General features: G+C 31.8%; 13 protein-coding genes. 8 read left to right on the top strand and 5 right to left on the bottom strand.

The features are described from left to right. The first annotated feature begins 33 nt into the window (after positions 1-33). From gcvP to HSX10_RS08585, 4 genes are all read left to right on the top strand, one after another. On the top strand, positions 34-2,883 hold the full coding sequence (gene gcvP, locus HSX10_RS08600; RefSeq protein ID WP_173587812.1) for an aminomethyl-transferring glycine dehydrogenase: 2,850 nt from the start codon (positions 34-36) through the stop codon (positions 2,881-2,883). Between the two features lie 169 nt (positions 2,884-3,052). Then, positions 3,053-4,111 carry a 3-oxoacyl-ACP synthase III family protein gene (locus tag HSX10_RS08595; protein WP_173587811.1) on the top strand — a complete coding sequence of 353 codons (1,059 nt, stop codon included), beginning with the start codon at positions 3,053-3,055 and terminating at the stop codon, positions 4,109-4,111. A gap of 33 nt (positions 4,112-4,144) precedes the next feature. Continuing rightward, complete coding sequence (locus HSX10_RS08590) at positions 4,145-4,681, top strand: methyltransferase (RefSeq protein ID WP_173587810.1); 537 nt, start codon at positions 4,145-4,147, stop codon at positions 4,679-4,681. Positions 4,682-4,739: 58 nt separating this feature from the next. Continuing rightward, the gene (locus HSX10_RS08585) at positions 4,740-5,588 is read left to right on the top strand and encodes a glycosyltransferase family 2 protein (protein ID WP_173587809.1); all 849 of its coding nucleotides are present in this window, start codon (positions 4,740-4,742) and stop codon (positions 5,586-5,588) included. A gap of 6 nt (positions 5,589-5,594) precedes the next feature. Here HSX10_RS08585 and HSX10_RS08580 read toward each other — a convergent pair whose 3' ends face one another. Both HSX10_RS08580 and pafA read right to left on the bottom strand, forming a co-directional pair. Next, positions 5,595-6,401 carry a DNA/RNA non-specific endonuclease gene (locus HSX10_RS08580; RefSeq protein ID WP_173587808.1) on the bottom strand — a complete coding sequence of 269 codons (807 nt, stop codon included), beginning with the start codon at positions 6,399-6,401 and terminating at the stop codon, positions 5,595-5,597. An 11-nt stretch (positions 6,402-6,412) separates the two neighbouring features. Continuing rightward, positions 6,413-8,080 carry an alkaline phosphatase PafA gene (pafA, locus tag HSX10_RS08575; protein WP_173587807.1) on the bottom strand — a complete coding sequence of 556 codons (1,668 nt, stop codon included), beginning with the start codon at positions 8,078-8,080 and terminating at the stop codon, positions 6,413-6,415. A gap of 112 nt (positions 8,081-8,192) precedes the next feature. Between pafA and HSX10_RS08570 the strand changes: the two genes are divergently transcribed. Beyond that, positions 8,193-8,930 carry an MlaE family ABC transporter permease gene (locus HSX10_RS08570; RefSeq protein ID WP_173587806.1) on the top strand — a complete coding sequence of 246 codons (738 nt, stop codon included), beginning with the start codon at positions 8,193-8,195 and terminating at the stop codon, positions 8,928-8,930. Between the two features lie 2 nt (positions 8,931-8,932). Continuing rightward, positions 8,933-9,703, top strand: a complete 771-nt coding sequence (locus tag HSX10_RS08565; RefSeq protein WP_173587805.1) for an ABC transporter ATP-binding protein — start codon at positions 8,933-8,935, stop codon at positions 9,701-9,703. A 33-nt stretch (positions 9,704-9,736) separates the two neighbouring features. Here HSX10_RS08565 and HSX10_RS08560 read toward each other — a convergent pair whose 3' ends face one another. The 3 genes from HSX10_RS08560 to HSX10_RS08550 form a co-directional block, all read right to left on the bottom strand. Further along, positions 9,737-11,263: a DUF389 domain-containing protein gene (locus HSX10_RS08560; protein WP_173587804.1), complete on the bottom strand. Its 1,527-nt coding sequence runs from the start codon at positions 11,261-11,263 to the stop codon at positions 9,737-9,739. Between the two features lie 75 nt (positions 11,264-11,338). Next, on the bottom strand, positions 11,339-12,427 hold the full coding sequence (locus HSX10_RS08555; protein WP_173587803.1) for a mannose-1-phosphate guanylyltransferase: 1,089 nt from the start codon (positions 12,425-12,427) through the stop codon (positions 11,339-11,341). 7 nt (positions 12,428-12,434) lie between these two features. Then, the gene (locus HSX10_RS08550) at positions 12,435-13,031 is read right to left on the bottom strand and encodes a SprT-like domain-containing protein (RefSeq protein ID WP_173587802.1); all 597 of its coding nucleotides are present in this window, start codon (positions 13,029-13,031) and stop codon (positions 12,435-12,437) included. A 307-nt stretch (positions 13,032-13,338) separates the two neighbouring features. Here HSX10_RS08550 and HSX10_RS08545 point away from each other — a divergent pair, with 307 nt between their 5' ends. Next, positions 13,339-14,217: a DnaJ C-terminal domain-containing protein gene (locus HSX10_RS08545; RefSeq protein WP_173587801.1), complete on the top strand. Its 879-nt coding sequence runs from the start codon at positions 13,339-13,341 to the stop codon at positions 14,215-14,217. A 2-nt stretch (positions 14,218-14,219) separates the two neighbouring features. After that, positions 14,220-14,516 carry a chaperone modulator CbpM gene (locus HSX10_RS08540; RefSeq protein WP_173587800.1) on the top strand — a complete coding sequence of 99 codons (297 nt, stop codon included), beginning with the start codon at positions 14,220-14,222 and terminating at the stop codon, positions 14,514-14,516. Positions 14,517-14,525 lie beyond the last annotated feature (9 nt).

Raw genomic sequence — 14,525 nt, 5'->3', positions numbered from 1 at the left:
CTTTTGCACAACTCAATAAATTATAATTATTTAATGGATACAACCTCTTTCGCACTAAGACATATTGGCCCAAATTCAGATGAGCAAAAAGCCATGTTAGACACTATAGGTGTTAAAAATATAGCTCAATTAATCACTGAAACTATTCCAGGCAATATTCGTCTAGAAAAAGATTTAGACCTTGATGCTGCTTTAAGTGAACAAGAATACCTAAGCCACATCAACGAGCTATCTCAACGAAATAAAATATTTAAAACTTATATTGGCTTAGGCTACTACCCTACTAATTTACCTGCAGTAATTCAGCGTAATGTATTAGAAAACCCAGGTTGGTATACAGCTTACACACCTTACCAAGCTGAAATTGCACAAGGCCGATTAGAAGCTTTGTTAAATTTCCAAACCATGATTATTGACTTAACAGGTATGGAAATTGCCAATGCATCACTTTTAGACGAAAGTACTGCTGCTGCTGAAGCTATGGGTTTATTATTTGCTGTAAGAGATCGTAGCCAAAAGAAAGCTAACGTTAATAAATTCTTTGTTTCAGATTTAGTTTTACCTCAAACTATTGCTTTATTAGAGACAAGAGCTACACCAATAGGTATTGATTTAGTTATTGGTAACGAAAGCGAATACAATCTTTCAGACGAATATTTTGGTGCACTATTGCAATACCCAGGAAAAAACGGTCAGATTACAGATATTAAATCATTTATAGAACAAGCTAATGCTAAAAATATAAAAGTTGCTGTTGCAGCAGATATTTTAAGTTTAGTAAAACTTGAAGCTCCAGGGAAATTTGGTGCAGATGTTGTTATTGGTACCACACAACGTTTTGGAATCCCAATGGGTTATGGAGGTCCTCACGCAGCATATTTTGCAACAAAAGATGCTTATAAAAGAGATATACCAGGTCGTATTATCGGAGTTACAAAAGACACAAATGGTAATAGAGCTTTACGTATGGCGTTGCAAACAAGAGAGCAACACATTAAACGAGATAAAGCAACCTCTAACATTTGTACTGCACAAGTACTTTTAGCAGTTATGGCAGCAATGTATGCTGTTTATCATGGTCCAAAAGGGCTTACTTTTATTGCAGACAAAATAAAAAACTCAGCATCTACCCTTGCTGATTCTTTAGCAAAATTAGGATTAGAACAAGTTAACTCTCATTATTTTGATACTATACAAATAAAAGCAGATGCGGTTAAAGTAAAATACGAAGCAGAGAAAAAAGAAGTTAACTTTCACTACCCAGATACAAATACAGTAACGATTTCTATTAACGAAACGACAAACGTTTCAGATTTAAATGAAATCATTTCAATTTTTGAAACTGTAACAGGTGAAACGACAGCTAAGATTGAAAGCATTTCTACTAATGAAACGATTCCTGATCATTTAAAACGTGTTAGTGATTTCTTAACTGTAGATGTTTTTAACACTTATCATTCTGAAACAGAATTGATGCGTTACATAAAACGTTTAGAACGTAAGGATTTAGCATTAAATCATTCTATGATTTCGCTTGGTTCTTGTACCATGAAACTAAATGCAGCCTCAGAAATGTTACCTTTAAGCTGGCCAAGTTGGGGAAATGTACATCCATTTGTTCCTTCGGATCAAGCAACAGGTTACAAATTAATGTTAAAAGCATTAGAAGATCAATTATCTGAAATTACTGGTTTTGCAGCCACTTCACTTCAACCAAATTCTGGTGCACAAGGTGAATTTGCAGGTTTAATGGTTATTAAAGCATATCATGAATCTCGTGGAGATCACCATAGAAATATTTGCTTGATTCCTTCATCTGCACACGGAACAAATCCGGCAAGTGCCGTAATGGCAGGAATGAAAGTTGTGGTAACAAAAGCATCTGAAGATGGAAATATAGATGTTGAAGATCTTAGAGAAAAAGCAGAATTACATAAAGATAATCTTTCTGCATTAATGGTAACGTATCCATCTACCCACGGTGTTTACGAATCTGCTATTAAAGAAATCACACAAATTATTCACGACAACGGAGGACAAGTCTACATGGATGGTGCCAATATGAATGCGCAAGTTGGTTTAACCAATCCAGGAAATATTGGAGCTGATGTTTGTCACTTAAATTTACATAAAACATTTGCAATTCCTCACGGAGGTGGTGGACCAGGTGTTGGACCAATTTGTGTTGCAAAACAATTAGTACCTTTCTTACCAGGAAATCCAATTATTAAAACAGGAGGTCACCAAGCAATCTCAGCAATCTCTGGAGCACCATTTGGTTCTGCATTAGTATGTCTTATTTCTTATGGTTACATAAAAATGTTAGGTTACAGAGGTCTAAAGAAATCAACAGAAGTTGCTATACTTAATGCTAACTATATTAAAGAGCGCTTAAGTGAATGTTACCCAACATTATATTCTGGTGAAAACGGAAGAGCTGCTCACGAAATGATTATTGATTGTCGTGGTTTTAAAGCAAATGGTATTGAAGTTACTGATATAGCGAAACGCTTAATGGATTATGGTTTCCACTCGCCTACAGTATCATTCCCTGTTGCAGGAACTATGATGATTGAACCTACAGAAAGTGAAAGTAAAGCTGAAATGGATCGTTTTTGTGATGCTATGATTTCAATTAGAAAAGAAATTGAAACAATTTCTAAAGATGAACCTAATAACATGTTAAAAAACGCACCTCACACCTTAGAGATGCTTACTTCTGATGAGTGGGTTTTACCCTACACAAGAGAAGCTGCAGCATATCCACTAGAATTTGTTAGAGACAATAAATTTTGGCCAAGTGTTAGACGTGTAAATGATGCCTTTGGAGATAGAAATTTAATGTGTAGTTGTGCACCCATTGAAGACTATATGGATGCATAATCCAACTTTATAACATAAAAAAAGTATTCAATTTGAATACTTTTTTTATGTTTTATATATTCACATATAACAATTAGTAAGAATTCATCAAAAATTTAATCTTTAGAACTTTGCAATGGCAAAAGCTCTTTAATATTGATTATTTTTGTAAGTACGAAAATATACACCGATGGCAATTAAAATAGCAGGTACAGGAAGTTACATACCCAGTCACGTAGAAAAAAATGAAGATTTCTACAATCATCAATTTTTAAATGCAGATGGATCTACAATTAAGAATTCTAATGAAGTTATTGTAGAAAAATTTAAAGCTATTACAGGTATCCATGAACGAAGGTATGTTACAGAAGAATTATCAAATTCTGACATTGCTAGTTTTGCTGCCGAAAAAGCTATTGAAGATGCTAAAATAGATCGAGAAACTCTTGATTATATTATTGTAGCTCATAATTACGGTAATGTACAATATAATACAGAACAAAGTGATACGGTTCCTAGTATAGCCTCTCGAGTAAAACATTTACTAAAAATTAAAAATCCAAAATGTGTCGGTTATGACTTACTTTTTGGTTGTCCAGGATGGATTGAAGGCGTTATCCAAGCTAAAGCTTTTATTGCTTCTGGCATTGCTAAACGTTGTTTAGTAATTGGTAGTGAAACCTTGTCTAGAGTTATAGATCCGCACGATAGAGATTCAATGATATATAGTGATGGTGCTGGTGCTGTAATTGTAGAAGAAAATAATGATGAAGGAGGAATTTTAGCACATGAAAGTGCTACTTATGCATTAGAAGAAGCCCATTATATTTTCTTTGGAGAAACCAATGATAAAGACAATGAAGCCAAGCGTAAATACATAAAAATGCATGGTAGAAAGATTTATGAATTTGCTCTTTTAAATGTTCCGAAAGCATTAAAATCTTGTTTAGAGAACAGTGGAAAATCCATAAATGATGTAAAGAAAATTCTAATACATCAAGCAAATGAAAAAATGGATGAAGCCATCATTAAACGTTTTTACAAGCAATATAAAATGGAAATGCCAGAAGGTATTATGCCAATGTCTATAAACATGCTTGGAAATTCTAGCGTTGCAACGGTACCTACATTATTAGATATGATTCTTAAAGGGCAATTAGAAAACCAAGAAATCAACAAAGGTGATATCATTATGTTTGCTAGCGTAGGCGCAGGTATGAATATTAATGCTATTGTATATCAATATTAATTTGATACGATTTCTGATTCTCTAAAAATAAAGATGTACGAAAAAACATATCCAAATAAGCGTTTCAATCTTACGCTTCAGTTTTTAAAAAAACATATCTCTACTTCAGAAACTATCTTAGACTTAGGTGTAAAAAACCCATTCTCAGAGATTATGATTTCTGAAGGTTTTTCGGTTGAAAATACATCTGGAGAAGATTTAGATGAAAATCGTACCGCTCTAGAGACTGCCGAAACTAATGTTGTTACGGCTTTTGAAATTTTTGAACATCTTTTATCACCTTACGAAGTTTTAAAATCAGTTAAAGCAGATAAAATTATTATCAGTATTCCTCTAAGACTTTGGTTTTCTTCGGCATATAGAAGCAAAACAGATATGCGAGATCGCCATTATCATGAATTTGAAGACTGGCAGTTAGATTGGCTTTTAGAGAAAACAGGTTGGGTGATTAAAGACCGTCAAAAATGGACAAACCCTGTAAATAAATTAGGAATTAGACCTATTTTAAGACGCTTTACACCGCGTTATTATATTGTTTATGCAGAAAGAAATGTAAATTCACAAAAGTAAATTCAAAATTCCAAAATGCTTTACTTAGTTTTGGGCTTTCTAATTTAGAATTTGAAGTTTGAATTTTTACATCATCATCCCAGCGCATAACGAAGAAGATTTTATTGGTAAAACTTTAGAGTCTTTAGTGCAACAGACCACACTTCCTAAAGCTGTTGTTGTTGTAAATGACAACTCTAATGACAATACACAAACGATTTGTGAAGATTACGCTTCAAAACATCCGTGGATTTCTGTATTAAACTCTAAGTCTTCAGATAAACATTTACCGGGTTCTAAAATTATTCATGCTTTTAATAAAGGTTTAAATACACTTGACGCCAATTATGACATCATTTGTAAATTTGATGCCGACCTTATTTTCCCTGATAATTATTTAGAAAAATTAACGAATCATTTTAAGGCTAATCCTAAATTAGGAATGGCTTCAGGCTTCTGTTATATTCAAAAAAATAAGGAATGGATACTAGAAAACCTCACCAACAAAGATCACATTAGAGGTGCACTTAAAGCTTATAGAAAAGATTGTTTTGAACAAATAGGACAATTAAAAGCTTCTATGGGTTGGGATACCGTTGATGAATTGCTTGCCAAATATAATGGATGGCAAATCCTTACCGATGAAACACTTCATGTAAAACATTTAAAACCTACCGGAAAATCTTATAATAAAGCTTCAAAATATTTACAAGGTGAAGCGATGTATAAAATGCGCTATGGTTTTTCTATCACCTTAATTTCAGCATTAAAATTAGCTTATAAAAAAGGGAGCTTCCAGTTATTTAAGGATTATATGTCGGGTTATTTTAAAGCTAAATCTAAAGGCATAGAATTTTTAGTATCTAAAGCAGAAGGTGATTTTATTAGAAATTTGCGTTGGAAAGGGATTCTTAATAAATTTAAATAAATAAGATTAAAAAGACCAGCTTTTATAACTCGCAGAAGCTTCCAATTTATTTTCTATACGATCTTCTAATTCTGGAAAGAAATCAATTCCTGTTAAAGTTTCAAGAGAATCCACAGAGACAACAAATTTATACAAAGGTAAATTTGAGTTTTCATGATCCATTAAAAACGCTAACATCTTTATTTTTCCGTTCGTGTTATCTAAAATCACTTTATAGAATTGATTAGGTACTGCTACATTTTCATCTCCGATAGTTTTCAAATTGTCTTTTAAAACACCTCCTGTAACTACAAAAATACCATCATTCTTTTTTGCCCAATATCTAACTTTCTGCTCTAAACGATTCCAAACACCAGCATTAAATTGATGCTCTTGTGGACTAATATTACTTGTTAAAAAAGTTTCATCGTGTGCCGCTTTAGTAAAACGTCTATCTCCAGCAGGACAAAGATGCCCTTTATCGTAACCTGATTTTTTATAATTATTCCAATGTCCTGCTCCCGTTTTTACAGCAGCATCAATTTCAAAATAAGGTCTCTTACGATTTGTAGAACTTAAATGTGCTAACTTTAATTCGTATGCCACCCACTCTGCTTGTTCGTGAGGTTCACTATAAGACAGAGAATAATTTTGATGATGTACAATTTGATTCGTCGTACTTGTAGGCAAATAGAATTCGTTGGTGTTTTCTTTTACAATTTCACCTTCAGTTATAACTTCTTCTTTAGCCTTTTGTTCTATAAAAAAATCATAGCTATAAATACCGATTACGATAATTACAGCTATGATTGTATAAATTGGTTTTCTCTTCAAATTAAAAAAAATTAATCAATCACAAATCCTAAAGGTTGACCTGTTGCTCCGTTAGGAAAACTAATACCTAACAATGCTGACATAGTAGGTGCAATATCTGGAATTATAGTTTTATTAAATGTTTCACCATGCTTAATTCCTTTTCCAAAAAACAACAATGGAACGTGTGTATCATAATTAGAGCTACTACCATGAGTAGAACCTGTTTTTCCATATGAGATAAATGAGATATCATTTACTAAAATTACATCTCCCGAACGTTTTTGGTTAAATCCATTTTCAATAAGCTCCTCCACTCCTACAGAGAAACTAGTCGTACTCATTGTTGTTGCTGTATAAACTTTAGAGATATTTGGATAACTTAATTGCTCCATTGCAATAGCATCTTGAACATCACTTAATTTTAAACCTAATTCTTTAACTTTAGCTCTGTCTAAAAAGATCTGATTGTTACTAATGTTCTCTACAATAGACTCTGTACCGTACGTAGCATTTAAAAAAACATTAAATCTTGCTTTTCTATCTTTATTATCTACGTAACCTGCAGGAACTTTAACAGACTCTAAATAAGCTGGTACATCAACAGCTCCATGATCTGCCGTAAGAAAAACAGTATATTCCCCTTTTCCAACATTAGCATCTAAATAATTAAATAAATGCTCTAAATCTTTATCTAAACGCAAATAAGTATCTTCAACTTCTTTAGAGTTAACTCCAAAATTATGACCGACATAATCTGTTGCAGAAAAACTTACTGCTAAAACATCTGTAATTTGATCTTGACCTAATTTTTCTGCCTTAATAGCTGCAATTGCAAAATCTGTAGTTAAACTATTACCATAAGGTGTTGCTTTCAAAATATCAAAACCTCTATTGTCTTTACTTAACTTTTTTAAATCATAAGGAAATGTTGCTTTATCTTTTCCTTTAAAACCACCTTCAAATGTATTTTCATCAGATCCACTTTCTGTATATGTTGAAATATCATATAATGTATTCCATTCTTTTAAGTAAGATTTTGCACTTTTAGATTTATTGAAATCTTTAACCCATTGTGGTAATTCATTCATATAAAAAGAACTCGTAATCCAAGCTCCTTCATCTTTACCATGAAACCAATAAGCTGCATTTGCAATATGACCTGCTGGTAAAATAGCACCTCTATCCTTTAATGAAATACCAATAGTTTTACCTTTCATTTGTGTAAACAATCTATTTTCATCTCCAAAAGTAGTTGTTTGCATTCTATGTGGTGACATTTTACCTGCTGCATCTTCTGTACCAACAGAAGTTACATTATCATCACCAGCACAATACACCATTTCTTTAGCTTCTTTATCGTACCAATTATTAGCAATTATACCGTGTATTTTGGGAGTTGTACCCGTGTATACAGAAGTATGACCAGGACCTGTATAAGTTGGCACATAATTAAAGTGATTGTTTTTACAATTGAAACCTTCACTTATCATACGGTTAAATCCTCCGTCACCAAATCTAGATTGAAAACGTGTTAAATAGTCGTAACGCATCTGGTCGACAACAATACCTACAACTAATTTTGGCCTTTCATTAATTTCTAAACTTGTAGTTTGGCTTTTAGAATTTGTAGTTGTACTTTGAGCACCACACGAGATAAATATAGCTAATGCAGCTGCTAAGGTGAAGATATTTTTCATTAGTAATAATACATTAAATTGAAGTTCAAAAATACAATTTTTAAACTATCTTAGATTAAATTAACATTATTAACTAATCCTTTTTTATACTTTAGCATTAATAAAATTAAACATGACTTACCTACATAATATTGGTGCCTATTTTATAATGATAAAGGACATTTTTCGCCGCCCTACTAAGTGGTCCGTGATGAAACCTTTAATACTGAAAGACATTGATGATCTCATCATAGGTTCTCTTGGTATTGTAGCATTTATTTCATTTTTTGTTGGAGGCGTTGTAGCCATACAAACTTCACTAAATATGACGAGTCCACTAATGCCAAAATATCTAGTGGGTTTTGCAACACGCCAATCTATAATACTAGAATTTGCGCCGACATTTATATCTATAATTATGGCTGGTAAAGTTGGTTCTTTTATTACATCAAGCATAGGAACTATGCGTGTTACAGAACAAATTGATGCATTAGAAGTTATGGGTATTAACGGAATTAACTATCTTGTTTTTCCTAAATTTATAGCTTTAACACTTTATCCTTTTGTCATCTCTATTGCTATGTTTTTAGGAATATTAGGAGGACTTATGGCATGTGTATACGGCGGTTATGGAACAATGGAAGATTACATAGAAGGCGTTCAGTTAGATTTTATTCCATTTCATTTTATATATGCATTTTTAAAAACCTTGGTATTTGCTTTTCTACTCGCAACCATTCCTTCTTATTATGGTTATTTTATGAAAGGTGGAGCCTTAGAAGTTGGTAAAGCCAGCACAACATCATTCGTTTGGACTAGCGTTATGATTATTATGGTTAATTTTTTACTAACCAGTTTATTATTAGGATAATTATGATAGAAGTTAAAGACCTACAGAAATCTTTTGGAGACTCACATATTTTAAAAGGAATTACAACTTCTTTTGATAAAGGAAAGACAAATTTAATTATTGGTCAGAGTGGATCTGGTAAGACCGTTTTTTTAAAATGCCTCCTTGGATTATTTGATTATGAAGAAGGATCTATTTGCTATGAGGGTAAAAATTTCAGTAAACTATCTCGTAATGAAAAAACAAACCTACGTTCTGAAATGGGAATGGTTTTTCAAGGTAGTGCGTTATTTGACTCTATGACTATTGCCGAAAACGTAATGTTCCCTCTTAGGATGTTTACCAAACAGAGTAAGAGTGAAATGGAAGATCGTGTAAATATTGTTTTAAAACGTGTTAATTTAGATAATGCACATGATAAGAAACCTAGTGAAGCATCTGGTGGTATGCAAAAACGTGTTGCTATTGCAAGAGCTATAGTAAACAGACCTAAGTTTTTATTTTGTGATGAACCAAACTCTGGATTAGATCCTAAAACAGCTATTGTAATTGATAATTTAATTAAAGAAATTACAGAAGAATTTGATATCACTACTGTTATTAATACACACGATATGAACTCTGTAATGGAAATTGGAAAAAAGATAGTTTTCCTTAAAGATGGATTATTAGAATGGGAAGGCTCTAACGAAACTATTTTTAAAACAGAAAACGAAGCCGTTACTGACTTCGTTTATTCTTCTGAGTTATTTAGAAAGGTACGTAAAATGTATCTTGAAGAAGACGCGAAATAAATAAAGCTCTTCATTACATTTAACTTTTCTCTATTAATTTCTCTTAATAAATACGGTATCGACTTTAAGTTCGTTTTTAAGCCACTTTTGTAAATCACGCTCTTTAGTAAACACAATACTATCCGTAAGTTTCACTTTCCATCTTACATTAGCTACACTTACCGTATCAATGTTTATAAAATCTTTAGACTCCAACATTTTAGCATATCCAAAAGACTCTAAATCACTAAATTTAATTTTAGCATCTCTTGATAATGATGTAAATGAAACTGAATTTTGATCTGAACTCTTAGACTCTATTTGCTTATTTAAGTTAGTAATATTTTTCTGTAAATCTTCAATCTGACTTTGAAGACCATTTATAATATTATCTTTTTGATCTAAATCCTTGATTGCTCTATCATAAGCATCAGAAATTTTATCAAAGCTTCTATTTTTATTACCCTTTATAATCAGTTTAAAATCTTTTATCTTATCGTAAGTTTTAATTTCATTATTCAAATCTGCTACCATAGCATCAGAAACCTCACCATTAATATATAACACAATTTCTTTATCTTCCCAATGAGGAATAGCATTCTGGTACCATAACTCATTATTAGACTTTACCTCGTCTTCTATAAACTTTTGATAATCACCATCTAAACCACTTTGAGTAATAAAATTCATAAAAGTCCATATTGCAGGTGCCATAACAAGTATGGCTATCAATGATGCCAACTGAGCTATTCGTTTTCGTTTTTTAGAATTGGCATATTTTAACATTGGAAACCCTAGAACCTTCAACACTATAAATGTCGCTAAAGCAATAAATATAGTATTGATTGTAAACAAATACATTGCACCAATAAAAACCTCCCAATCGTGGGCCAAGCCATAACCTGCAGTACACAATGGAGGCATTAATGCCGTAGCAATAGCGACACCAAAAATCACCGATGCTATGGTACCCTTTTTAGTTCGGGCTATAATAAGGGCAGCACCCCCAAAAAAAGCAATTAAAACATCTCTTAAGTCGGGTTTAGTTCTACCAAAAAGCTCATTGGTCATTAAGTCTGCAGACGGAAAGAACTTGAAAAATAAATAGGCAGTTAATAAACTTAGCACAATCATTGTCGCTAAATTAATTAACGACTTTCTAAGCGTATCAATATCATTTAGCGCAATTGACATTCCAACACCTAAAATAGGCCCCATTAATGGAGAAATTAACATGGCACCAATTACTACAGCTGTAGAATCTGCATTAAGACCTATAGATGCAACAAAAATAGAGCAAACTAAAATCCAAGCTGTTGCTCCTTTAAAAGGAATATCTGCCTTGATTGCAGCTATCGTTGCATCTCGATCTGTGTCTTCTCTAAAATCAAGTAATTCATGTAGAAAAGTCTTAACACTAGCAAATAAACCTTGTGCACCTTCCTTTACAGCCTTTTTCTTTTCCTCAACAGCCTTATCCTTGTCAATTTGCTTCTGTTCGTGCTGCTTATCCTCTTGCTCTTGTTTTTCTTGCTCTTCTTTTTCTTCTTCTGAAAAATTAAATTTATGTTCGTCGCTCATAATTCAAAAAAAATATGGTTTTAGATATCTAAATCTAATTAGACAGTGCTATTATTTAATAACTTCAAAAAATGATTACCCGTATTGTTCACCAAATTCAGCTTTCACATTTTGAAGTACTTTTTTAATATCTTGCTCTTTGGCTTTTGGAAAGATAAGTAAAACTTCTTCTTTATCAACAACGATATAATCTTTTAAACCATCGATAACCACAACCTTACCTTTTTTAGAACGAATCATATTTCCGCTAGAATCTTCTAATAAAGTTTTGGCATTAACAACAGCATTATCATTATCGTCTTTATCTAATTTATCATAGAGACTTCCCCAAGTTCCAAGGTCATTCCAATCAAAAGTTGCAGGAATCACAGAAACATTAGTACTCTTTTCCATCAATGCGTAATCGACTGAAATATTTTCTGCTTTTTTATAATTCTCTTTTATAAATTCTTCTTCAAGTTCGGTGTTATAGGCACTAAAACCACTTTCGAATAATTGAAATAACTCTGGCTGGTTATTTTTAAAAGCAGAAATAACAGATTTTGCACTCCACATAAAAATCCCTGCATTCCACAGAAAATTCCCTTGATCAATAAAAGACTTTGCCGTTTTATAATCTGGTTTTTCTCTAAATTGATTTACTGATTTTATTTCGGTAGAAGAAGATTTATCATATTCAATATAACCATAACCCGTGTTTGGAAATGTTGGCGTAATACCTAAAGTCATTAACGCATCGTTAGATTCGCAATAATCAAAAGCTGTTTTTACGTTATCAGAAAAGGCTTTTTCATCTTCGATCCAATGATCACTTGGTGCTACAATCATTACAGCATCTTCATTTTCTTTCTGAATTTTTAAAGAAGCATATAATATACAAGGTGCTGTATTACGCATTGCAGGTTCTAAAACAACTTGCCTTTTGGTTACTTGAGGTAATTGCTCAAAAACAAGATCATTGTAACGCTCATTAGTTAATATGAAGATATTTTCTTCAGGTATTAATTGCGCTAAACGATTAAATGTTTTTTGAATTAAAGTATCACCAGTTCCAAGCATATCATGAAACTGCTTTGGAAAATCTTGAGTACTGACTGGCCAAAATCTTGAACCTACACCTCCGGCCATAAGGATGGCATAATAATTTGATTTTTTATTATTCATTATTTTTTTAATCTAGGGTTTCTACTTCTGCATTTGGGTTAAACAAATATAATTTTCCTGTGTTAACTTCTACGCATTCAAATCGTTTTCTTCTTTTATTTCCTCTTTTAAAAACTCTTCCATTATCTAGTTTAAAACTTTGATTTAAAAGCACTTCAAAAACATAGGTTTTATCATTGTCTTCATTAAATTGCTTTAAAGCTAAAGCCAATTGAGTATCTGTATCGCTAGATGCCTTAGGATTTTTAAAATGATTAGCTAAAAGTGGCAATAACTCTAAAGGAAAAACTTCGGGCCTTAAAAACGGTAACATTAAATGCTGAAAAGTGTGTTTCCATTCTTTTCCGTGTGGCTTAATAAGCCTACCATAAGTTTTATAAGCTTCAAAATGTGCGATTTCATGAATTAATGTAATTAAAAACCGATAACAATTTAAATTAGAATTAATTGTAATTTGATGCTTTCCGTTTGGTAATCCTCTATAATCACCATGTCGTGTTTTACGCTCCTTCTTCACTTTAACTATCAAATTATCAATAGCCAAAAGTTCAGTAACTAAAGGTTGTGCCCCCTCAGGAATATAATTTAAAAGTGGTGTTTGCATTGCTGCAAAAATAAGCGTTAAATAATTACTATTAAATTCTTTTAATCAAACTTTAAAAAACTCAAAACAGATATCATACAACTTAAAAATACAAAGTTAATCACAATTAAAAAACAGCAGTCTAAATTCATATTAAGAGATCAACAATTAATTTTTTATTTGATAAGTAATATGTCATTATTAATCAAAACAAAAGCCTAAATTATTGTATTTATCTTAACAGCATATACCTTGACATTAACCTGAAAAACAGCTAACTTAGCTGTAGGCAATTAATTTAATTAACCTACATTTTAGATTTAAAATTATGGCATTTATAGACTATTATAAAGTACTCGGTGTAGATAAAAATGCTTCCAAAAGCGATATTAAAAAAGCATATCGAAAATTAGCACGAAAACACCATCCTGATTTAAATCCTAATGATAAAGAAGCGGAATTAAGATTTAAGAAAGTTAATGAAGCTAATGAAGTATTGAGTCATGATGAAAATCGAAAAAAATATGACCAATACGGAGAAAATTGGCAACATGGTGAAGCTGAAGAACAAGCTAGACAATCTCATCAACGCAATCAACGCCGCTCTAACTCTAGCAATTTTGATGATGGAGAATATTCTGATTTCTTTGAATCTATGTTTGGAGGAGGACGCAGCCAAAGTCGTGGAAATGTAAAATTTAGAGGTCAAGATTTTAATGCTCAGCTTCAGCTCAATTTAAAAGATGTTTACACAACTGAAAAACGTGTATTAACCGTAAATGGAAAAAGTATAAGATTAACAATCCCTGCGGGAGTTATTCACGGACAAATTATAAGAATTAAAGGCAAAGGTGGAGAAGGTGTAAATGGAGGACCAAATGGAGATCTACTAATTGAATTTAATATTATAAATAACACCGATTTTAAACGCGATGGTGCTAATCTCTATAAAAATGTTGATCTTAATTTATATAAAGCTGTTTTAGGCGAAGATATTACCGTAGATACTTTTGATGGTAAAGTAAAATTAAACCTAAAACCGTTAACACAAAATGGTACACAGGTTAAGTTAAAAGGCAAAGGGTTTCCTAAATACAAAAAAGACGGAGAATTTGGTGATTTATATATTACTTACAATGTTCAATTACCAAAAAAACTATCTGATAAAGAGAAAGAACTTTTTGAAGAACTCGCAAAATTACAATAGCTATGGAGACTACAGATTTAATACCACTACCTAGTTTATGTACACATTACAAACTAGAAATGTCATTTTTTAATGCGCTAAATGATTATGGACTAATTGAATTAATTTCGGTTGAAAAAACATATTGCATTCATCAAGATAAAATAGCAGATATAGAAAAAATGATACGTTTACATCAAGAACTTCAACTTAATTTTGAAGGTATTGATACGGTTTTTAACCTATTGAATAAAATTGAGGATTTAAAATCTGAATTAATTACAACCCAGAATAAATTAAAACGATTTGAAGATTTATAATATGATTAT

The organism is Winogradskyella undariae (assembly GCF_013285155.1).
In the GTDB taxonomy this organism is placed as follows: Bacteria; Bacteroidota; Bacteroidia; order Flavobacteriales; family Flavobacteriaceae; genus Winogradskyella; species Winogradskyella undariae.
This window is presented reverse-complemented; position numbering and strand designations above follow the sequence as displayed.

Excerpts from the sequence above, each read along its gene's own strand:
- HSX10_RS08570 (WP_173587806.1), top strand. The coding sequence starts at position 8,193 with ATGACTTACCTACATAATATTGGTGCCTATTTTATAATGATAAAGGAC.
- HSX10_RS08550 (WP_173587802.1), bottom strand. The coding sequence starts at position 13,031 with ATGCAAACACCACTTTTAAATTATATTCCTGAGGGGGCACAACCTTTA.
- HSX10_RS08560 (WP_173587804.1), bottom strand. The coding sequence starts at position 11,263 with ATGAGCGACGAACATAAATTTAATTTTTCAGAAGAAGAAAAAGAAGAG.
- HSX10_RS08545 (WP_173587801.1), top strand. The coding sequence starts at position 13,339 with ATGGCATTTATAGACTATTATAAAGTACTCGGTGTAGATAAAAATGCT.
- gcvP (WP_173587812.1), top strand. The coding sequence starts at position 34 with ATGGATACAACCTCTTTCGCACTAAGACATATTGGCCCAAATTCAGAT.
- HSX10_RS08555 (WP_173587803.1), bottom strand. The coding sequence starts at position 12,427 with ATGAATAATAAAAAATCAAATTATTATGCCATCCTTATGGCCGGAGGT.
- pafA (WP_173587807.1), bottom strand. The coding sequence starts at position 8,080 with ATGAAAAATATCTTCACCTTAGCAGCTGCATTAGCTATATTTATCTCG.
- HSX10_RS08595 (WP_173587811.1), top strand. The coding sequence starts at position 3,053 with ATGGCAATTAAAATAGCAGGTACAGGAAGTTACATACCCAGTCACGTA.
- HSX10_RS08590 (WP_173587810.1), top strand. The coding sequence starts at position 4,145 with ATGTACGAAAAAACATATCCAAATAAGCGTTTCAATCTTACGCTTCAG.
- HSX10_RS08565 (WP_173587805.1), top strand. The coding sequence starts at position 8,933 with ATGATAGAAGTTAAAGACCTACAGAAATCTTTTGGAGACTCACATATT.
- HSX10_RS08540 (WP_173587800.1), top strand. The coding sequence starts at position 14,220 with ATGGAGACTACAGATTTAATACCACTACCTAGTTTATGTACACATTAC.